19 protein-coding genes are annotated in these 20,344 nt (G+C 36.2%); 11 read left to right on the forward strand and 8 right to left on the reverse strand.

Features of this window, described 5'->3' with window-relative positions; genetic code table 11:
- The first annotated feature begins 2 nt into the window (after positions 1-2).
- The 5 genes from hisD (at position 3) to hisB (ending at position 5,517) form a co-directional block, all read left to right on the forward strand.
- Complete coding sequence (gene hisD, locus EO766_RS00495; protein WP_074420344.1) at positions 3-1,286, forward strand: histidinol dehydrogenase; 1,284 nt, start codon at positions 3-5, stop codon at positions 1,284-1,286.
- Between the two features lie 31 nt (positions 1,287-1,317).
- Positions 1,318-2,367, forward strand: coding sequence for a histidinol-phosphate transaminase (gene hisC, locus EO766_RS00500; protein ID WP_074420343.1), 1,050 nt, complete (start codon positions 1,318-1,320; stop codon positions 2,365-2,367).
- 130 nt (positions 2,368-2,497) lie between these two features.
- Positions 2,498-3,799 carry a PQQ-dependent sugar dehydrogenase gene (locus EO766_RS00505; RefSeq protein ID WP_074420347.1) on the forward strand — a complete coding sequence of 434 codons (1,302 nt, stop codon included), beginning with the start codon at positions 2,498-2,500 and terminating at the stop codon, positions 3,797-3,799.
- A gap of 112 nt (positions 3,800-3,911) precedes the next feature.
- On the forward strand, positions 3,912-4,337 hold the full coding sequence (locus EO766_RS00510) for a c-type cytochrome (protein ID WP_074418127.1): 426 nt from the start codon (positions 3,912-3,914) through the stop codon (positions 4,335-4,337).
- A gap of 37 nt (positions 4,338-4,374) precedes the next feature.
- The gene (hisB, locus tag EO766_RS00515; RefSeq protein ID WP_074420342.1) at positions 4,375-5,517 is read left to right on the forward strand and encodes a bifunctional histidinol-phosphatase/imidazoleglycerol-phosphate dehydratase HisB; all 1,143 of its coding nucleotides are present in this window, start codon (positions 4,375-4,377) and stop codon (positions 5,515-5,517) included.
- Positions 5,518-5,559: 42 nt separating this feature from the next.
- On the opposite strand, the gene nhaA is transcribed toward hisB, so the two are convergent.
- The 5 genes from nhaA to EO766_RS00540 all read right to left on the reverse strand — a co-directional run bounded on the left by nhaA (position 5,560) and on the right by EO766_RS00540 (position 10,353).
- The gene (nhaA, locus tag EO766_RS00520) at positions 5,560-6,771 is read right to left on the reverse strand and encodes a Na+/H+ antiporter NhaA (protein WP_074420341.1); all 1,212 of its coding nucleotides are present in this window, start codon (positions 6,769-6,771) and stop codon (positions 5,560-5,562) included.
- A 95-nt stretch (positions 6,772-6,866) separates the two neighbouring features.
- Positions 6,867-7,595, reverse strand: coding sequence for a ThuA domain-containing protein (locus tag EO766_RS00525; RefSeq protein WP_074420340.1), 729 nt, complete (start codon positions 7,593-7,595; stop codon positions 6,867-6,869).
- Between the two features lie 121 nt (positions 7,596-7,716).
- Positions 7,717-8,037 carry a Dabb family protein gene (locus tag EO766_RS00530; RefSeq protein WP_074418123.1) on the reverse strand — a complete coding sequence of 107 codons (321 nt, stop codon included), beginning with the start codon at positions 8,035-8,037 and terminating at the stop codon, positions 7,717-7,719.
- A 218-nt stretch (positions 8,038-8,255) separates the two neighbouring features.
- Positions 8,256-9,827, reverse strand: a complete 1,572-nt coding sequence (locus EO766_RS00535) for an acyl-CoA mutase large subunit family protein (RefSeq protein WP_074420346.1) — start codon at positions 9,825-9,827, stop codon at positions 8,256-8,258.
- Positions 9,828-9,840: 13 nt separating this feature from the next.
- Positions 9,841-10,353, reverse strand: coding sequence for a DUF7935 family protein (locus tag EO766_RS00540; protein WP_074420339.1), 513 nt, complete (start codon positions 10,351-10,353; stop codon positions 9,841-9,843).
- A gap of 150 nt (positions 10,354-10,503) precedes the next feature.
- Here EO766_RS00540 and EO766_RS00545 point away from each other — a divergent pair, with 150 nt between their 5' ends.
- Complete coding sequence (locus EO766_RS00545) at positions 10,504-10,851, forward strand: HesB/IscA family protein (protein ID WP_074418121.1); 348 nt, start codon at positions 10,504-10,506, stop codon at positions 10,849-10,851.
- Positions 10,852-10,909: 58 nt separating this feature from the next.
- Here the strand turns inward: EO766_RS00545 and EO766_RS00550 are convergent, their stop codons facing one another.
- Both EO766_RS00550 and EO766_RS00555 read right to left on the reverse strand, forming a co-directional pair.
- Entirely contained in the window at positions 10,910-11,872 is a 963-nt protein-coding gene (locus EO766_RS00550; RefSeq protein WP_074420345.1) for an electron transfer flavoprotein subunit alpha/FixB family protein, read from the reverse strand.
- A 74-nt stretch (positions 11,873-11,946) separates the two neighbouring features.
- The gene (locus EO766_RS00555) at positions 11,947-12,690 is read right to left on the reverse strand and encodes an electron transfer flavoprotein subunit beta/FixA family protein (RefSeq protein ID WP_074418119.1); all 744 of its coding nucleotides are present in this window, start codon (positions 12,688-12,690) and stop codon (positions 11,947-11,949) included.
- Positions 12,691-12,898: 208 nt separating this feature from the next.
- Here EO766_RS00555 and EO766_RS00560 point away from each other — a divergent pair, with 208 nt between their 5' ends.
- Both EO766_RS00560 and hutU read left to right on the forward strand, forming a co-directional pair.
- Positions 12,899-13,210: a tetratricopeptide repeat protein gene (locus tag EO766_RS00560; protein ID WP_074418129.1), complete on the forward strand. Its 312-nt coding sequence runs from the start codon at positions 12,899-12,901 to the stop codon at positions 13,208-13,210.
- A gap of 59 nt (positions 13,211-13,269) precedes the next feature.
- Positions 13,270-14,949: a urocanate hydratase gene (hutU, locus tag EO766_RS00565; RefSeq protein ID WP_074418118.1), complete on the forward strand. Its 1,680-nt coding sequence runs from the start codon at positions 13,270-13,272 to the stop codon at positions 14,947-14,949.
- 61 nt (positions 14,950-15,010) lie between these two features.
- Here hutU and EO766_RS00570 read toward each other — a convergent pair whose 3' ends face one another.
- Entirely contained in the window at positions 15,011-15,412 is a 402-nt protein-coding gene (locus EO766_RS00570; protein ID WP_074419507.1) for an Hsp20/alpha crystallin family protein, read from the reverse strand.
- A gap of 192 nt (positions 15,413-15,604) precedes the next feature.
- Between EO766_RS00570 and EO766_RS00575 the strand changes: the two genes are divergently transcribed.
- The 3 genes from EO766_RS00575 to EO766_RS00585 all read left to right on the forward strand — a co-directional run bounded on the left by EO766_RS00575 (position 15,605) and on the right by EO766_RS00585 (position 20,182).
- The gene (locus EO766_RS00575) at positions 15,605-16,021 is read left to right on the forward strand and encodes a BrxA/BrxB family bacilliredoxin (protein ID WP_074419506.1); all 417 of its coding nucleotides are present in this window, start codon (positions 15,605-15,607) and stop codon (positions 16,019-16,021) included.
- A 147-nt stretch (positions 16,022-16,168) separates the two neighbouring features.
- Positions 16,169-17,455, forward strand: a complete 1,287-nt coding sequence (locus EO766_RS00580) for a prolipoprotein diacylglyceryl transferase (protein ID WP_074419505.1) — start codon at positions 16,169-16,171, stop codon at positions 17,453-17,455.
- A 279-nt stretch (positions 17,456-17,734) separates the two neighbouring features.
- Entirely contained in the window at positions 17,735-20,182 is a 2,448-nt protein-coding gene (locus tag EO766_RS00585) for an outer membrane beta-barrel family protein (protein WP_074419504.1), read from the forward strand.
- Positions 20,183-20,344: the final 162 nt, after the last annotated feature.

A 20,344-nucleotide genomic window follows, 5' to 3' on the forward strand; every position in this document is an offset into this window, starting at 1 on the left:
CCATGCAAGTTTTTGAAAATCCTGCTCCTCAAGTTTGGAAAGAATTATTACAACGTCCCGTTTTTGATAATACCGGTTTACAGGCTACCGTACAAAATATTTTAAAAGAAGTAAAACTAAACGGAGATGCAGCCATACGTTCATTTACACTTTCATTAGATAAAGTTTTATTGGAAGATATAGCAGTGCAGGAAGCTGAGATTGCATCTGCAAGCTTCAAAATAAAACCTGAACTTAAAAATGCCATTCAGGTTGCGGCCAATAACATTACATTATTTCATGAAAAGCAATTACAACCAGTTGAGAAAATTGAAACAATGCCAGGTGTTGTATGCTGGCGTAAATCAGTACCTATTGATAAAGTTGGATTATATATTCCAGGAGGTTCAGCGCCATTATTTTCAACTTTATTGATGTTAGCTATTCCTGCAAAAATTGCCGGTTGTAAAGAAATTGTTTTGTGTACGCCTCCACGTAAAGATGGTACCGTTAATGAAGTAATATTATATACGGCATCCTTACTTGGAATTAAAAAAGTATTCAGTATTGGAGGAGTACAGGCTATTGGCGCCATGGCATACGGCACCAATACCATACCGCAGGTATATAAAATTTTTGGACCAGGTAATCAGTATGTAACCGCTGCTAAGCAATTGATACAACAGGAGGGTGTTGCTATTGACATGCCTGCCGGCCCCAGCGAAGTATGCGTATTGGCCGATGAAACGGCTAATGCAGCATTTATTGCAGCAGATTTATTATCGCAGGCTGAGCATGGACCAGATAGTCAGGTAATGTTGGTAACAACACATGCTTCATTGGTAACCTTGGTCTTGGAGGAAATTGAAAAGCAACTAAAGATGCTGCCTCGTAAAACATTAGCTAAAAAATCTTTGGATAATAGCAAATGTATTGTACTTCAAAAAATGGAGGAAGCCATAGCATTTGTAAATGCTTATGCAGCCGAACATTTAATTCTGCACTGCCGGCAACCGGAACTGATTGCCGAACAAATTACCAATGCAGGTTCTGTATTTTTAGGTGTATTTTCTCCTGAAAGTGTGGGTGATTATGCCAGTGGTACCAATCATACTTTACCTACCAACGGGTTTGCAAAAGCCTATAGTGGCGTAAGTGTAGACTCATTTGTAAAAAAAATTACCTATCAGCAACTAACACAGGATGGATTGGCATTAATTGGCCCATCAGTAGCATTAATGGCAGCGGCAGAAGGATTGGATGCGCACCGTAATGCTGTTCAAATCCGATTAAATACGATGGAATAATGTTTCTCGCAAACGCATAAATTCATAGATCATGTCATTCTCATTACAAAAATTAATTAGAAAAAATATTGCTGCATTAAAACCCTACTCCTCTGCAAGAGATGAATTTAGCGGGGACGCTTCGGTTTTTTTAGATGCCAATGAAAACAGTCTGGGTTCTCCATTACTGAAATGGTATAACCGTTATCCCGATCCGCATCAAAAAAAATTAAAAGCTGCCATTAGCTCTGTAAAATCAGTTCCCGCCTCACAAATATTTTTAGGGAATGGTAGTGATGAATGTATTGATGTACTATACAGAACTTTTTGTGAACCGGGAGTTGATAATGTAATTATTTGCCCGCCTACCTACGGCATGTACGAGGTATCGGCTGCCATTAATAATATTGAAATAAGAAAAGCACCTTTAACAGAGCATTTTCAGTTAGACACCATTCATTTGGAAAATTTGGTAGATATCCATACCAAAATTATTTGGCTTTGTTCTCCCAACAATCCAACCGGTAATTCATTGAATCGGGTTGATATTGAAACCATTCTCAACAATTACAACGGCATTGTTGTAATAGATGAGGCATACATTAATTTTTCGCGCCAAAAATCTTTTATTCAGGAGCTATCCAATTATCCTAATCTTGTTATTCTGCAAACTTTTAGTAAAGCCTGGGGACTGGCCGGTTTACGATTGGGAATGGCCTTTGCACATGAACCGATTGTGGAAATAATGGATAAAGTAAAACCGCCATATAATATCAATCAGGTTACACAGGATTTGGTAACAGATGCATTGCAGGAAGTAGGTATGGTAAATGATATGATTAAAGAATTAGTAGCCATGCGTGGAGCATTGGCCAAAGTGTTTCAACAAATACCGGTGGTAGAGAAAGTGTATCCATCGGATGCTAATTTTTTATTGGTTAAGGTAAAAAATGCATCATCGGTTTATAACTATTTATTAACAAAAGGCATTGTGGTGCGTGATAGAAGTAATGTGCAGCTGTGCGAAGGTTGTTTGCGCATTACCATTGGTACTGAAAAAGAAAACACTTTATTGGTAGATGCCCTTGCAGCCATTGAATAACATTGAATTATTCGCTTCAAAACTAAAATCTTTATCTATCTTTAGAAGCCCAAAAACAATTGAAGCTAATTTCAATCATTTAAAAACTATCTTCTCGCATTTTCTCACTTGTAATATAAAATATATGCGTATGAAAAAATTAATTTTATCATTAGCGGTAACTGCTCTCTCAGTATTGTTTGTTCAGGCGCACAATGCTGTTTACAGTGATTCCACCATACAAAAATCGGGTACTATTGTGCCTGATCCGGATAATGCAGGCCTGATTTTACCCAAAGGATTTGGTGCTTTAAAAGTAACTGATACTTATGGTAAGCCCAGGCATATTGCTGTAACTCCGGAAGGATATATTTATGTAAAATTGGCTCGTTTATTTAACGGCAATGGTATTTATTTACTGAAAGATAAAAATGGTGATGGAAGGGTGGATGAAGGTACCGGTTTTGGAAATTATATAGGTACTGGTATAGCATTGAAAAACAATTACTTATACGCTTCATCCGATGAAAATGTTTATCGTTATAAACTAAATAATCAGCATGAGGTATTAACATCCAATCAACCTGAAGAAATTGTTCATGGGTTATTGAACAGAAGAGAACATGAATCTAAATCCATTACATTAGATAATGATGGCAATATTTATGTAAATGTTGGTGCTTACTCCAATGCCTGCCAGGTACAAGACAGAGTAGCCGGCAGTCCGGGTATGAAGCCCTGCCCCATATTAGATTCTGCCGGAGGTATTTGGCAATTTAAAGCCGATCAACTCCATCAATCTTACGGTAACGGTGTACATTATGCTACTGGTGTGCGTAATACAGTAGGGCTAGACTGGAATACACAAACCAATTCACTGTTTGTTATGCAACATGGTCGTGATCAGTTGCATGATAACTGGCCCAATTTATATACCATACAACAAAGTGCCGAATTACCGGCTGAATGTATGTATGAATTGTATAAAGGTGCGAATGCCGGATGGCCATATATTTATTACGATCAAATACAACACAAAAAAATTTTAGCGCCCGAATATGGTGGCGATGGTAAAAAAACAGCAGGTGAAGATGCCATCAATCCTGTTATTGCGTTTCCCGGTCATTTAGCCCCGGATGGTTTATTATTTTATACCGGAAATATGTTTCCTGAAAAATACAAACATGGCGCTTTCATTGCATTTCATGGTAGTTGGAACAGGGCACCTTTACCACAGGAAGGCTATTATGTAGTATTTGTACCTTTTAAAGATGGAAAGCCTACTGGAAAATGGGAAGTATTTGCAAATGGTTTTGCAGGAAAAGCACCCATCACATCGGCTCGAAATGCACACCGTCCCTGTGGTTTAGCGCAAGGCCCTGATGGTTCTTTATATGTAACCGACGATAATAAAGGTGCCATTTACAGAATTATTTATACCGGTAAGGAATAATGCCATATACATGATAATAGATTTTTTGTAAGACATAAAATATGCTTTACTAAGGATGGGTGCTCATGATGTTTGAAAAAATTACTGAATTCCAAATTATTAATTTTTATACATGTTAAAAAAATATAGTTTTTTAATTATTGGTTTGTTTTTTATTTGGATATTTTCCGCTGCTATCCCCCCATTTCAAAATACAAGCAATAAAGCATCCATGCAGCGCGGAGAAAAAGTGTATAATAAAGTTTGTCTTCCCTGCCATATGGCCGATGGGGGAGGTGTTCCTAATATGAATCCGCCACTCATTCAAACTTCTTATGTACTGGGTGATAAAACAAAATTGATTTCAATTGTTTTGCATGGCATGACCGACAGAGTTGCTATTGATGGTGATTATTATTCGAATAATATGGCACCTCATAATGATTTAACAGATCAACAAATTGCAGATGTACTCACTTTTGTACGCAACAATTTTGGTAACAAAGCCAGTGCCATTACTCCGAGTGAAGTGAGATTAGTAAGATTTAAAAAACAGTAATTACAAATTATTCTTTTCAGATTATATCTCTTCATGCATGAAAAAAATATTATTTATTGATCGTGACGGTACGATTATTAATGAAGTTCCACCCACTTACCAGATAGACAGTTTTGAAAAATTAAGTTTTTACCCAAAGGTATTTCGTTATTTGGGTTTAATTGCAACAGAATTAGATTTTGAATTGGTGATGGTAACCAATCAGGATGGCCTGGGTACAACTGCTTTTCCGGAAAATAGTTTTTGGCCGGTGCAAGATTTTATAATGGAATGTTTATCACAGGAGGGAATTGAATTTAGTGCGGTACATATTGATAAAAGTTTTCCTGAAGAAAATGCCCCAACCAGAAAACCCGGCACTGGAATGTTAACTGAATACATCAATAATAGTAACTACGATCTGGAACATTCATATGTAATTGGTGATAGAATTACCGATGTACAGTTGGCTAAAAATTTAGGTTGCAAAGCTATTTGGCTGAATATGGATGAAACCTTAGGAAGTAATGAAATACAACAGCATGCCAGTACTGAGTTAGAACCCTGTATTGCATTGAAAACATTAGACTGGAGTGATATTTATGCATTCTTAAAATTAAAAAGCAGAACTGTTATTCATGAGCGTAAAACCAATGAAACAAAAATTTTTATAGAGTTAAATCTGGATGGGAATGGCACTTCAGAAATTCATACAGGCATTGGTTTCTTTGATCATATGTTAGATCAGGTGGCCAGACATGGCAAAATTGATTTAAAAATTAATGCACAGGGCGATTTACATATTGATGAACACCATACCATAGAAGATACAGGCATTGCACTGGGCGAAGCATTTGCCTTGGCATTACAGGATAAAAGAGGCATGGAGCGTTACGGCTTTGCATTACCCATGGATGACGCTTCGGCGAAAGTGTTGATTGATTTTGGCGGTAGAAACTGGTTGGTTTGGGATGCTGAATTTAAACGTGAAAAAATTGGTGACATGCCCACTGAAATGTTTTTTCATTTTTTTAAATCGTTTACAGATGCAGCTAAATGCAACTTAAATGTTTCCTGCAAAGGAGAAAATGAGCACCATAAAATTGAAGCCATTTTTAAAGCCTTTGCAAAAGCCATTAAAATGGCTATTAAAAGAGATCCGTTTAGTAATTATTTACCCAGCACAAAAGGGATTTTGTAATGATAATTTTTATTGAAATAGTAGCCATTAAAATGTGGTAACCTATTTACTTGTTTTTTTTATAATAACAGGTTTCCCGTTTATTTTCAACCAAAAATAACCAAACAGCATGGCAATAATGGTGGCCAGCAATACAGATATTTTAGCCACATCTTGTTCTGTAGTTGTTTTAAAAGCAAGTGTCGCAATAAAAATACTCATGGTAAAGCCAATGCCTGCCAACATTCCGGCACCTATCATATGATGCCAGTTTACCTTGGCCGGTAAAACTGCCCAGCCTCGTTTTACAATTAAATAGGAAATACCGCAAATACCTAATGGCTTTCCAATCACCAATCCGGCAATGATGCCCCAACTTAATGAACTATCCAATGCGTCAGTAAAGTGGCTGGGTAATATTATGGCAGTATTGGCCAGTGCAAAGATGGGTATGATGATAAAATAAACCGGAAGATGCAATTTAACTTCAAAATTTACAATGTCTTTAATGGGTATAAAAAATGCAAATAGTACACCTGCTACCGTTGCATGTATACCTGAGTTAAACATAAAATACCAGAGTAAAATTCCTGATATAATATGCATCCAGCCAAATTTTTTATTGGAACGTTGTAACCACCAGAGCAAAACAATGGTTATTGTGCAGCCTAATAAATAGCCTAAATGTAATTTTCCACCATAAAAAAGTGCAATAACAACGATAGCACCCAAATCATCAATAATAGCCAATGCCGTTAAAAATATTTTAAGATTTACCGGTACTTTATTGCCTAATAAAGAAGCAATACCTAATGAAAAAGCAATATCTGTTGCAGTTGGAATAGCCCATCCGCTCATAAATGCCGTATCGCGGTTAAACTGAATGAATAAAATGGCCGGCACCAGCATGCCGCCCACAGCACCTAAAGAAGGAAGTAAAGCTTTTCTTAATGTATTCAATTCGCCCTGTACAACTTCTCTTTTTATTTCCATGCCTGCCAGGAAGAAAAAAAATGCCATTAAGAAATCATTGATTATCAAAACAGGCGAATTGGGTAAATGAATACCGAATATATTGAAACTGTGTGCTTCTGTTCCATTAAAATGAATATGCCAGATATGTGTAAAGTGCACTCCTAAATTTGGAATATTGCTGAGTAATAATGAAAGTGCAGTACATGCCAATAATATAATACCAATTGACCTGCTATCATGCATAAATGCTAATAGCGGATAAAACCATTTTTGTGTTTCTTTTTTGTGGGTAACACTCATATACAAATTATTTAAGCAGTTAATTGAAATGAAGCTGATCTTATATGCATCATTTCAATTAGGTAATGTTAGAATTCAATGAAGCAGAAAAATGGTTATTGTTTTTGATGCATGGCATACAAAATACCTCCCAACAAATGCCCCAGAAATAGTGGATCACTATAAGATGCATCGGTATGGCCTAAAGCAGTGTAGAATGCTCGGCCGCCATCAAATGAATGATACCAACTCATAGGATGGTAATCGCCATTTTCACCACCTTTATAACTTTTTTCATTAATGGTTATCAATACATGTACACTGTCCCAATGTGTATCTTTAAAATTATACCATTCATCCCAACGGTTCCATGTTGACGGTAGATGTTTGGTAGCAATGAATTTTTTATCTACTATATTTAGTTCAGCGTTTTGCTGTGCGGGATGGCTTTTGAAATAGGCGCCCACTAATCGGTTGTACCAAGGCCAGCCATATTCCGTATCGGTAGCTGCATGTACACCCACAAAACCACCTCCGTATTCAATATATTGTTGAAATGCCTGTTTTTGTTCAGCATTTAAAACAGTACCTGTTGTACTTAAAAAAATAACAGCCTTATATTGTTTCAGATTTTGTTCTGTAAACGCAGCACCATCGGTAGTAGTATCTACTATAAAATGATTCTCTTTTCCCAACTTTTCAATGGCTTTAATACCTGCAGCAATGGATTCATGGTGATATCCCATTGTTTTGCTGAATACCAAAACTTTCGCTTCTTTTTTTGAAAAAGAACTTATGAATACAAATGCGAATAAATAAATGATATTTTTAAAAAACGTTTTCATATTGCAATGAATAGATTATGATGAAATTGAGTTGCCAGATATGATAATTTTGTTTGGAAATTTTTAAATTAAATCTGCCCAAGTTTATAGAAATGTGTAAAGTTTAAAATACTGATTGCTTTCATTCGGGTTTTACTGAATCAAATACTACTACTTTTTCCCACAAATGGCTGCAGGTTTCAATAAAATGTAAATGAATAGGATGGGTTTGATAAATTTCTTCATCAGTTATATTTTCAAAAATGGCCAACCATGAAAAATGATAGCCTCTTTCTATTACACTTCTATTGGTTGCAGCAGGCACTCCTATATGAAAACTTTTAATTTCAGGAACTTTGCTGAGTGCCTGTAAACCTTTGTATAATTCCTGATGTGCCTGAGTATTCTGCGGTTCTTTTAACCAAAAATATACATGGTGAATAAAATAATTAGATGGTATCATTGTTGTTACTTTAATGTTTATTGGGTTTAAAAATATTGTAATCTAATTGTATTGAATGGTGTACCGGTTTATTTTTTAAAAGCTTCAAATTTAATTCAACAGTATAATTAATCATTTTTCAACAATTTAAATTATGGCATTTATTGAACAACTTAAAACTTTAAGACAATCCTTTTTGTATAGTTCCAATATTTTTAACAAATATCAATTGAAATTTTCTATTTGAATTCTCCAAAAACAGCTCGTAGTGTATCTGCAATTTCCCCTAAAGTACAATAATGTTCAACGGCCTCAATTACTACCGGCATTAAATTAGTGTTTTGTATGGCTGCGGTTTTAATATTATTCAAACAACGTTCTACGTCAGCAGCATTGCGCTTTGCTCTTAACTGTTCTAGTTTTTTTATCTGAACTAAGCGAATACTATCATCAATTTTAAACCCAGGTATGGTGGTATCATCTGCTACTGTAAATTGATTAACGCCTACGATAACTTTTTCACCCGATTCAATTTGTTGTTGATAATGGTATGCACTTTTTGCTATTTCATTTTGAATAAATCCTTCTTCAATGGCAGCAACACTTCCGCCCATAGCATCAATTTGTTGTATCAGTTCCCAAGCTTTATGCTCCACTTCATTGGTAAGCGATTCAATAAAATAACTACCTGCAAGCGGGTCAACCGTGTCAGCAATACCACTCTCAAACGCTACAATTTGCTGGGTTCTTAAAGCAGTTCTGGCTGCTTCTTCTGTAGGTAAACTTAACGCCTCATCATACCCGTTGGTATGTAAACTTTGTGTGCCACCTAAAACGGCTGCAACTGTTTGTAAAGTAACACGACTAATATTATTGACAGGCTGTTGTGCAGTGAGTGTACTACCGCCTGTTTGTGTATGAAAACGAAGCATCATTGCTTTTTCATCGGTTGCGCCCAGCGATTGCATGATTTGCGCCCACATCCGTCTGGCCGCTCTGAATTTGGCTACTTCTTCAAATAAATGATTGTGTGCATTAAAGAAAAAGGAGAGCCGTTTTCCAAATACATTAATATCCAATCCTTTTTCTAAAGCAGCCTGCACATAGGCCTTACCGTTACTGAGTGTAAAAGCAATTTCCTGAACGGCAGTGCTGCCGGCTTCGCGAATATGGTATCCTGAAATTGATATGGTATTCCATTTAGGTAATTCTTTTGAGCACCATTCAAAAATATCGGTAATAATGCGCATGGAGGGTTTAGGGGGGTATATGTAAGTGCCTCTGGCAGCATATTCTTTCAATATATCGTTTTGTATGGTTCCTGAAATTTTTGTCAAATCGGCCCCTTGTTTTTTAGCAAGCGCTACATACAAAGCCAATAAAATAAAACCGGTTGCATTAATGGTCATGGAAGTAGATACTTTTTCAAGTGCAATGCCAGCAAATAATTGTTCCATATCTTCAATACTATTAATGGCAACACCCACTTTCCCGACCTCGCCTTCAGCTAATGGATGATCACTATCATACCCAATTTGTGTGGGAAGATCAAATGCCACACTTAAACCACTAACACCCTGTGCCAATAGATAATGGTATCTTTTATTGCTTTCTTCTGCCGTTGAAAATCCGGAATATTGGCGCATTGTCCATAATTTGCCCCGGTACATATCCGGTTGAATTCCTCTGGTAAATGGGAATTTCCCCGGCATTTCAGTTACTATTTTATCTTTTAGTGGAAGTATATCTTTTGCGCTATACACCGGTTGTATGGTAATGCCTGCATCTGTTTTTTTTTCTTCTAAACTCATAGCATTCATTTTATTACAAAACCTGTTTGGCTTCGTGGCTAATAATTTCACTGGCTACTTCATATAAATTGCCTTTTTTATCTGTCATTAAATATTCTAACAATAATTTGTTTAGGTCTACTCCCGAAGCATTGGGTGGTAAATTATTCGCCAATTGATTGATGATATAAATATTTTGATCTTTCAAATTTTTAACAGCTTTCCAGGCATCGGCACTTACATAAATTTGTTGCGTAATATTATGTTCAAATTCCTGTTTGATGGTTTGGGTTAATAATACTTGTGCTTCTCTTGCAGAAATACCCGGCGTATTTAATCGGGCAATTAAGTTGGGAAGTGCAATCCTTTCAACAAGTAAAACAAGTCTTTCATAGGCCTGCAGTTGCATTAGTTTTGTGTTGGCATCATTTGCGAGATTTTGGCCGGATGCAGATTCCTTCGTTTTATTTTTATCCGGCCAGTTATTCCACAACACATTCAAAATTAAAAGGGCTATTAATATACTAAAAATCACTGTGTTATTCATTCTGTCATATTTTAAACAAAAATAGATGAAAGTAAATGGAATACCACCATTCACTTATATACTAAATTTCGTTAAACGTAAATGCTTTGATTCATTAAATTGTGAAACGAATGTAAATTTGTATTGTATTTATAGAAATTGATTTTTAGTATGTCAACAGTAACAACATCTGTACCGGTAAGTTTTACAACAAGTGCTTTGCAGGAAATTAAGCGTTTGATGCAGGAAGAAGGTTTTGATAACAGCAAACTTTTGCGGGTGGGCGTAAAAGGAGGGGGGTGCAGCGGCATGACTTATGTTTTAGGATTTGATAAACAAGAACCTGCAGATCATATTTATGAAGTGGAGGGCTTACCATTTTTAATGAATAAAAGCCACGAATTGTATTTGTATGGTATGCAAATTGACTGGCAGGATGGATTGAACAACAGAGGTTTTACTTTTTCGAATCCCAATGCTTCAGCTACTTGTGGTTGTGGAAGTTCATTTGCTGTGTAGCATTATAGCTATTGCATTTAAAAGCCCCGTTATTGCAACGAGGCTTTTTTATTAACAGTTATTTGCTTTTCATTTCCTTTATGGCAGCTGTTAATTTGGGCACTACTTCAAATGCGTCACCTACAATGCCATAATTAGCTGCTTTAAAAAAGGGTGCTTCAGGATCTTTATTAATTACCACAATGGTTTTACTTCTGTTTACACCGGCTAAATGCTGAATGGCTCCGGAAATACCAATAGCAATATACAAATTTGGTGCAATTTGAACGCCAGTTTGTCCCACATGTTCATGATGTGGCCTCCAGTGTGCATCTGCTACTGGTCGACTGCAAGCCGTAGCAGCATGTAATACATGTGCTAAATCTTCAATCATTCCCCAGTTTTCGGGACCTTTTAAACCACGCCCGCCACTTACAACAATATCAGCTTCGCTTAATGGAACCTCCCCACTTATTTTGTTGGTGGCCAATACTTTTACTGAAGCAGGTGGTACAGGAATATCCAATAATTCAATAGAAGCAATGCCAGAGAAGGTTTGTATACCAAAACTATTTGGATTTAATGATATCACTTTAATTGGAGAAATAATATTTACCAGTGCAAATGCCTTTCCGCTAAATACTGTTTTTTTAACTACAAAACCATTGGTGGTATCGGGCAATGCACAGGCGCCTGCAACCAAGCCTGCTTTTAACTGAACGGCCACTCTGGGTGCAACCGCTTTACCGGTTTGTGTATGGCTGAATACTACTACTGAAGCTTCTAATTGTTTAACAACTGCAGCAATTACTTGCGCAAATACCAGCGCATCTACATGATTGAAACTGTCATTTTGGACCTGATATACTTTGCTGATACCATAATTACCCAATTGCGTTAGATCGTCTGCCACATTTCCCAACACCAATGCCAATGCATTGGTATTGAATTGTTTTGCGATAGCTGCCCCATAGGCTGCGGCCTCAAAAGATGCTTTTTTTAAATGACCATCTGACTGATCGATAAATATTAAAACTGACATATTTTTTTTATTTTTCGAATGAAATATATTTGGCATCCAAGTGCATTTTCAATGCCTTGGATGTATTTGAATACTTAAACTACTTTTGCTTCTTCATGCAATAGTTTAACCAACGTAGCCACATCATCTGCTGCCACCAATTTAACACCGGCTTTTGCAGGTGGTAATTCATATTGAACAATATGGGTTAATGCCTCTGTGGCAACAGGTGCAACCACTTTTAACGGCTTGGTTCTGGCAGCCATAATGCCACGCATATTAGGGATGCGTTGTTCGGCCATTCCTTTTTGACAACTAATGACAGCAGGAAGTGTTACTTCATCAACTTCTTCACCACCTTCTATTTCTCTCGTAACTTTTGCCTGACTTCCATTCAACTCAAATTGTGTAGCAAGTGCTATGTAGGGCATCTGCAACATTTCAGCTACCATGCCACCTAATGCAGAGCCATTGTAATCAATGGTTTCCTTTCCTGTAAAAATTAAATCATAACTCCCTTCTTTTGCAACAGCAGCAATTTGTGTAGCAATTACATAACTATCATCACTTTCTGTATCTACTCTAATAGCTTCATCTCCACCCAAGGCCAGTGCTTTACGAATAATGGCATCACAATCAGCGCCACCAACCGTAATTAAATGTAAAATAACAGAAGGATCTTTTTCTTTTAATTCAATCGCTTTTATCAATGCATACCATTCATCATAAGGATTGATGATCCATTGAACACCTGCATCTTCAAATTGCGTATTGTTGTTTTTAAAAGCAATTTTTGCAGTAGTATCAGGTGTTTTACTAATACAAACCAAAATTTTCATATGTGCGTTTTTTAGATGAAACAATATTTTTCAACCATTTGTTACATTTGTGCACTAATTCAATAAATTAGTTGTTTATGCAACTATTAGCAAATATAATAAGCTTTTTATACAAAGCATGTGCCGTTCAAAAAAACTTCCATTAATTTTAAAATTTGTACCTGTTATTTTTTCTAACCCAATAAATTGCTGCACAAAATTTTTAAAAATGAATAGAATTGAGCAGTTAAAGAACTTTTTGAAAGAAAATCCAAAGGATAATTTTTTAAGACATTCACTTGCATTGGAATACATAAAAATGGGAGATGATCTGAAAGCAAGAATACTGTTTGAAGAAATCTTAGCCGATTCGCCCGATTATGTAGGCAGTTACTATCATCTGGCAAAACTGCTGGAAAGGCTGGAACAAACGCCATTAGCTATTGAATGGTATGAAAAAGGAATGCTGGCTGCAAAAAATGCCAATGATCAGCATACTTATAACGAATTGCAATCTGCTTATGAAGATTTGATTTATTAAGGTATTTTAAAAGTGCTGACTATATAATTTTTTATAACTTTAATGCTAAAACGATTGTCATGTTAGCAACTGAATCTGCTGTATTTCATCCGGAGAAATATAAAACACCCGTCGGAAATCATTTAAACTGCAAAGGTTGGGTTCAGGAAGCTGCTTTGCGTATGTTATTGAATAATTTAAATCCTGAAGTAGCAGAAAAGCCGGAAGAATTAATTGTATATGGCGGGAGAGGAAAGGCTGCCAGAAATATCCCATCACTCGATTTGATTATTAAAGCGCTGAAAGATTTAAATAACAATGAAACCCTTTTGATACAAAGCGGTAAACCGGTTGCAATTTTAACCACACATGAAGATGCGCCCAGGGTTTTAATTTCAAATTCGCAGTTAGTGCCCAAATGGGCTACCTGGGAACATTTTGATTTGCTGGAGAAGAAGGGATTGATGATGTATGGTCAAATGACTGCCGGTAGTTGGATCTATATCGGTTCACAAGGAATTGTACAGGGTACATTTGAAACATTTGCTGCTGTAGCTAAAAAACATTTCCATGGTTCACTTTCAGGTACTTTAACTATTACAGCCGGTTTAGGCGGTATGGGTGGTGCACAACCTCTGGCTGTTACTATGAATGATGGTGTTTGTCTGGTAGCCGAAGTGGAAGAATGGCGTATTGATAAAAGATTACAAACCCGTTATCTGGATATAAAATGCCTGGCAATTGATGAAGCAATAGATAAAGCTTTAGACGCAAAAAAGAATAAACAAGCTTTAAGTATTGGGGTGCTTTGCAATGCAGTTCATTTGCTGGAACGATTGATTGAAAGAAATATTCCGGTTGATATTTTAACCGACCAAACCTCGGCCCATGATCCTTTAATCGGATATATTCCACATACCCTAACTAATGAGCAGGCCAATGTATTGCGTCATGATAACCACGAGGCTTATACTGCTTTAAGTTATGAAAGCATGAAATTGCATGTTACCTACATGCTAACCCTGCAAAAAAATGGTGCCATTACTTTCGATTATGGCAACAATATCAGAGCTAGGGCAAAGGAAGCAGGTTTGCAAAATGCATTCGACTTTCCGGGGTTTGTCCCTGCCTATATTCGTCCATTGTTCTGTGAAGGGAAAGGCCCTTTTCGTTGGGCAGCACTCAGCGGTGATCCTGCCGATATTGCTGCAACCGACCAATGTATACTTGAATTGTTTCCTGAAAATGCAGGCTTAAAAAAATGGATTATGATGGCACAACAACGCATTGCCTTTCAGGGGTTGCCCGCCAGAATTTGTTGGCTCGGACAAGGCGAAAGAGAAAAGGCCGGGTTAGCATTTAATGAAATGGTTAGAAAGGGTATTGTGAAAGCACCAATTGTTATTGGACGTGACCATTTGGATACCGGTTCTGTTGCTTCGCCTAACAGAGAAACGGAAGCCATGTTAGATGGAAGTGACGCTGTGGCCGATTGGCCTGTTTTAAACGCATTAATTAATACTGCTGCCGGAGCCAGTTGGGTAAGTCTGCATCATGGCGGCGGGGTAGGAATGGGCTATAGCATTCATGCGGGAATGGTGATTGTGGCGGATGGTACAGATGCCGCAGCAAAAAGATTACAACGGGTGTTAAGAAATGATCCCGGAATGGGCGTAATTCGGCATGCAGATGCAGGTTACGATACTGCGCTGGAAATGCTTCGACAAAATGGTTTGAGCATTACAGACCGCCTGCATTAAAAAAACTGCCTGTTCTAAAATGTTCATTTCAACAGGCAGTTTAAAAATAATGATTTTTGAATTATTGAACCGCAATGGTTTTTGTTATAGGTGTCTTTTCAGCTTTTATGGGCAATACTACCTTTAAAATACCATCCTGATAAGTTGCCTGAATAGTATCAGTTTGAATGTCATCGGTTAAACTGAATACTTTTTTAAAGGCGTGGGCAGTAAAATCCTGTTGTACAATTTTCTTTTTTTCATTTTCAACAGGTGTAGGTTGGTATTCAATTGTCAATAGCCCTTTATCTGCTTTCAATTGAAAATCTTGTTTATTTCTACCTGGTACCATTAATTCAATTTCAAATGCATTGGAGGATTCATAAATATTAACAGGAACAGAAAAATTTCTACTCATTCCATTTAAAGTATTCAAAAATGGATCGTGGTTTATATAACTGTGTTGTGTTGTGCGATTGTGCATAATTTTTAATTTTTTTTCTTACAAAGCTTTTCAAATCTTATTCCAATAGAAAAATATAAATAATTTATGCCATAATGGCATTATTTTTTTATTTCGTATGTCTTTGTGGCATTTTCGATTCAGGTAAAAAGCAATAATTGACTGATTCAATGATGCGGTTTTTGATTAATTTTGCTTTCTAAAACAGAAAATATGTATCCCGAAGAGATTGTAATACCCATGAAGGCTGAATTAACCGAAAGTGGATTTGAGGAAATGCTCACAGCGGTCGATGTAGATGCCACCCTTCAAAAAGAAGGAACAACACTTGTAGTTGTAAACTCTGTTTGCGGTTGTGCAGCAGGTAGCTGCAGACCCGGGGTTTTAATGGCAGTGCATAATGCAACCAAAAAACCCACTCGTTTGGTAACCAGTTTTGCAGGTTTTGATATGGAGGCAGTAAACAAGATCAGAGAACATTTATTGCCTTATCCGCCATCATCACCTGCTATTGCGCTTTTTAAAGATGGCAAATTAGTGAGTATGATTGAGCGCCATCAAATTGAAGGAAGACCGGCACAAGTGATTGCTCAATATTTAATTCATGAATTTGAACAATATTGCAACTAATTCTTTGTACTTTGTTATAGATGTGTTAGTAATGTACAAAGTCCCGTTTCTACGGGACTTTTCTTTATGCAACCATACAGAATAATTTAAAGTTTTGGCATTTTCTAGTTAACATTGCAATTCAAATTTTCACATCAAAAAAAGGCTATGTATCCAAACCTGTATTATGTATTCAAAGACTTATTTGGGGTTGAATGGAACGGATTGAAATTAATTAATTCATTTGGTTTTTTTGTAGCCCTTTCTTTTGTAATATCTGCATGGATATTAACATTGGAATTGAAACGTAAACAGTCAGCAGGCATTTTAACTTATACAGAAAAAACAATTTTAGTAGGAGGGGCAGCCACGACGCAGGAATTATTGCTGAATTTTTTTCTTGGATTCATCATGGGATTTAAAATTGTGGGTGCATTTTTGATACCAACAGCTCTGACGGATCCGCAAAGTTTTATTTTATCTGCTCAGGGAAATTTACCAATGGGTATTTTGTTGGGTGTATTATTTGCAGCATTAAAATGGCGGGAAAAAAACAAAGAAAAATTAGCAAAACCTGAAAAAAGAATTATTAGAGTATGGCCGCAGGATCGGGTGGGTGATATTGTAATTTATGCTGCCATATTTGGGTTTGCAGGAGCTAAAATTTTTAATAGCCTTGAAACCTGGGATGATTTTATCAGTGACCCTATTGGTTCTCTTATATCTTTCAGCGGACTTACTTTTTATGGTGGATTAATTTGTGCAACCATTGCTTTGTATTTCTATACCAAAAAACACAATATTCCTTTTATTGCCCTTTGCGATGCCGCAGCACCTGCTTTAATGCTGGCGTATGGTTTGGGCAGAATTGGTTGCCAGGTTGCCGGTGATGGGGACTGGGGAATTTTGAACAGTGCTTATGTAAGCAATGCTCAGGGTAAATTGGTGACTGCAACAGTAGATCAGTTTACCAGGGCATTACAAGCCAATCAGCATTATTACAGCGAGCAGTTTACTACCTTTAAAATAGAACACCTTTCTGTGCATTCATTTTGGGGTTTACCCAATTGGTTGTTTGCTTATAATTATCCACACAATGTAGTAAATGAAGGCGTTCGTTTTGCTGATTGTACCGGTAATTATTGTTCTTATTTACCAATTGGAGTTTTCCCTACACCCTTGTATGAAATAGTAATGTGTTTGATATTGTTTGCAGTATTGTGGATAATCCGCAAAAAAATTACTACGCCCGGCAGAATATTTGCCATATACCTCATTTTGAACGGGTTAGAACGTTTTTTCATCGAAAAAATACGGGTAAATACCCGATACCACTTTTGGGGACTTCAACCAACACAAGCCGAGCTTATTTCATCCGCATTGATTGTTTCAGGTATAGTATTGTATTTTTATTCAAAGAAAATTAAATTACCACAATACCCGGCCCATAGCTAAACCGCATTTATAATTATTACATGCATGCCATTTCGATTTATTTTTGGGATGGCATTTTTTTCTCCATCTTTTTAACAGATTTTGTTTATAAGGGTGTAACGAATGCAGAAGTATTTCGTTAAACTACTGATGATGCTATCGTCCTTTTTCTTTCTTCCTACTTTTCTGCCATTCATCCTTTAAAATATGCCTTCCGATATAAAACAATGTACTATGTTTAACATGCTACTTAGTTTTGTTATGTAATATTTATATACCAGAACTAAAAAAATAAACATCATGAAAAAAAATACATTTTTATTCATCTTAGTGAGCATAATAGCAGGTTTTGTTGCTACTGTACGTTCCCAAACTACTGCCAGCTTCACCATAAAAGGCCAGGTATCGGCTCAGAAAAGAGCTATTGAAGCTGCTAATATTATGGTATTAAATGCATCAGATTCAGCAACCATTAAAATGACGGTTTCAGATAAATCAGGCGAGTTTATGTTTCAGCAACTCAAAACAGGAAACTACCTCATTAAAGTAATGGCCATTGGGTATGAAACTTATTATTCTAATCCAATTAAATTGGCATTTGCACAAACCCTTGATATCCGTTTAAAACCTGAAGAAAAGGAATTGACTGGCGTAACTGTAACCACAAAAAAGCCATTTATTGAGCAGAAATTAGATAAAACTGTTATCAATGTAGAGGCTTCACCCTCTAATACCGGATTAACTGCTATGGAGGTGTTGGAAAAGTCGCCCGGCATATTAGTAGATAAAGATGGCAATATCAGCATGAAAGGGAAGCCTGGTGTTTTGGTTTTGATAGATGGAAAACCTTCTTATTTAAGTGCAACAGATTTAGCTAACTTATTGAAAAGCATGTCAAGTAGTTCAATTGATCAAATTGAATTAATGACCAACCCACCCGCCAAATATGATGCAGCCGGTAACTCCGGTATCATTAATATTAAAACCAAAAAATCAAAAACGATGGGTTATAATGGTAGTGTAACAGTTGGTTATGGCCAGGGTGTGTACCCCAAAAGCAACAACAGTATTAACCTGAATTATCGTAGAAATAAGGTGAATTTGTTCGGAAATTTTGGGTACAACTATTATGGCGGATATCAGGAGTTAAATATTACCCGAAATTTTCGTACCAATAATGGGGAAGATATTCTTTCCATCTTTAAACAACAAACAAACATGAAGCGCCGGCAAACTAATGTTTCCTATAAAGTGGGCATGGATTATTATGCTTCTAAAAAAACAACATTGGGATTCGTTGTAAATGGTTTTATTAACCCATCAACAGAAAATAACGGAAATACCACCAATATTTTAGATCCGAATAGTATATTACAAAGTACCACGAAAGCAGCTTCTCAAATAAACAGCAATTTGAATAATGTGGCCCTTAATTTAAATGGCAGACATGTTTTTGATAGTACCGGCAAGGAATTAACCATGGATGTTGATTATGTGCATTATAATACGCTAAACGACCAAATGTTCATCAATTCTTTTTACGATAATACTGGCAATAAAATGCTGCCAGATCAATTATTGAAAGGTAATTTGCCCTCAGATATCAATATATATTCAGCCAAAGCTGATTATACACAAATGTTAAAGCATAAAATTAAAATGGAGGCCGGGTTCAAGCTTAGTTATGTAAAAACCGATAATGTTTCCAGCTACTATAATCAGCAAAACAATCAGTGGGTGATGGATAGTACACAAAGCAATCATTTTATTTATGAAGAAAATATTAATGCCGCTTATGTTTCATTTAGTAAGGAATTGTCTAAAAAATGGAGTATACAATTGGGTTCGAGGGTTGAAAACACTCATGCAAAAGGTATTCAATTGTTTAACGGTGTATCATTTGATAGGAATTATACTCAATTATTTCCAACTTTCTTTTTAAGTTATAAACCCAATGATAAGAATCAATTCTCTTTAAATTATGGAAGACGTATACAACGTCCTGATTATCAAGATTTAAATCCGTTTTATTATTTCTTAGATAAGTACACATACAGTGTAGGTAACCCTTATTTACTGCCACAAATCAGCCAGAATATTGAGTTGAATCATATTTACAAAGGATTATTGACAACCGGATTAAGTTATGGAGTGATTAATGATTTAATCACGCAGGTATTTAACCAGGTTGATAGCACACATACTACGTATGTAAAGAATGATAATATTGCTAAAGTACAGAATTATACACTAAGTGTAAATGTGGCTTTACCAATCACTAAATTTTGGAAAATAAACTGGTATAATCAATTGAATATCAACCAATATGATGGCTTTGTTAATCAGGGACCCATACATGTTTCAGGCATTAATTACAATACCAACTTTACCAGTAGTTTTGAGGTAAAAAAAGGATTGAATATGGAACTGGGTGGCTTCTATAGAACGCAAACGCAGGAAGGTACCATAGTTGCCAATGAAATGAGCCAGTTAAATTTTGCCATCAGCAAACAAGTATTAAAAAATAAAGGTACCATACGTTTAAATTGCCGCGACTTCCTGAATCTTCAACATTTTAGTGGATATAGCCATTTTCAAAACGTTGATGTTCAATTATATAATAGATGGGATAACCGTGTATTCAATATCAGTTTTACCTATCGCTTTGCCAAGGGAAAGGCCGGTGTAGCACCCCGTAAAAGTGCCGGTGCTATTGATGAAGCATCCAGAGTTAAATCAAATAATTAACCTAAGTTACAAAGTTTGTACATGCATTGCGCCCGACTTGTCCACCCATATTTTCGCTAATTTATAAGTTACTGATAATATGATATTTATTTTAATTTTTTTGATAATTTGCTGACCTAATGGGTCAAAATGTACAAAATCAGGCAAATAAAGTACGCTACA

The organism is Hydrotalea sp. AMD (assembly GCF_004100315.1).
Taxonomy (GTDB): domain Bacteria; phylum Bacteroidota; class Bacteroidia; order Chitinophagales; family Chitinophagaceae; genus Hydrotalea; species Hydrotalea flava.

What these genes read in the sequence shown, in the direction of transcription:
- hisC (WP_074420343.1), top strand. Translation starts at nt 1,318, where the DNA reads ATGTCATTCTCATTACAAAAATTAATTAGAAAAAATATTGCTGCATTA.
- EO766_RS00570 (WP_074419507.1), bottom strand. Translation starts at nt 15,412, where the DNA reads ATGCACAATCGCACAACACAACACAGTTATATAAACCACGATCCATTT.
- EO766_RS00585 (WP_074419504.1), top strand. Translation starts at nt 17,735, where the DNA reads ATGAAAAAAAATACATTTTTATTCATCTTAGTGAGCATAATAGCAGGT.
- EO766_RS00535 (WP_074420346.1), bottom strand. Translation starts at nt 9,827, where the DNA reads ATGAGTTTAGAAGAAAAAAAAACAGATGCAGGCATTACCATACAACCG.
- hisD (WP_074420344.1), top strand. Translation starts at nt 3, where the DNA reads ATGCAAGTTTTTGAAAATCCTGCTCCTCAAGTTTGGAAAGAATTATTA.
- hutU (WP_074418118.1), top strand. Translation starts at nt 13,270, where the DNA reads ATGTTAGCAACTGAATCTGCTGTATTTCATCCGGAGAAATATAAAACA.
- hisB (WP_074420342.1), top strand. Translation starts at nt 4,375, where the DNA reads ATGAAAAAAATATTATTTATTGATCGTGACGGTACGATTATTAATGAA.
- EO766_RS00560 (WP_074418129.1), top strand. Translation starts at nt 12,899, where the DNA reads ATGAATAGAATTGAGCAGTTAAAGAACTTTTTGAAAGAAAATCCAAAG.
- EO766_RS00505 (WP_074420347.1), top strand. Translation starts at nt 2,498, where the DNA reads ATGAAAAAATTAATTTTATCATTAGCGGTAACTGCTCTCTCAGTATTG.
- EO766_RS00550 (WP_074420345.1), bottom strand. Translation starts at nt 11,872, where the DNA reads ATGTCAGTTTTAATATTTATCGATCAGTCAGATGGTCATTTAAAAAAA.
- EO766_RS00580 (WP_074419505.1), top strand. Translation starts at nt 16,169, where the DNA reads ATGTATCCAAACCTGTATTATGTATTCAAAGACTTATTTGGGGTTGAA.
- EO766_RS00545 (WP_074418121.1), top strand. Translation starts at nt 10,504, where the DNA reads ATGTCAACAGTAACAACATCTGTACCGGTAAGTTTTACAACAAGTGCT.
- EO766_RS00530 (WP_074418123.1), bottom strand. Translation starts at nt 8,037, where the DNA reads ATGATACCATCTAATTATTTTATTCACCATGTATATTTTTGGTTAAAA.
- EO766_RS00575 (WP_074419506.1), top strand. Translation starts at nt 15,605, where the DNA reads ATGTATCCCGAAGAGATTGTAATACCCATGAAGGCTGAATTAACCGAA.
- nhaA (WP_074420341.1), bottom strand. Translation starts at nt 6,771, where the DNA reads ATGAGTGTTACCCACAAAAAAGAAACACAAAAATGGTTTTATCCGCTA.
- EO766_RS00540 (WP_074420339.1), bottom strand. Translation starts at nt 10,353, where the DNA reads ATGAATAACACAGTGATTTTTAGTATATTAATAGCCCTTTTAATTTTG.
- EO766_RS00525 (WP_074420340.1), bottom strand. Translation starts at nt 7,595, where the DNA reads ATGAAAACGTTTTTTAAAAATATCATTTATTTATTCGCATTTGTATTC.
- EO766_RS00510 (WP_074418127.1), top strand. Translation starts at nt 3,912, where the DNA reads ATGTTAAAAAAATATAGTTTTTTAATTATTGGTTTGTTTTTTATTTGG.
- EO766_RS00555 (WP_074418119.1), bottom strand. Translation starts at nt 12,690, where the DNA reads ATGAAAATTTTGGTTTGTATTAGTAAAACACCTGATACTACTGCAAAA.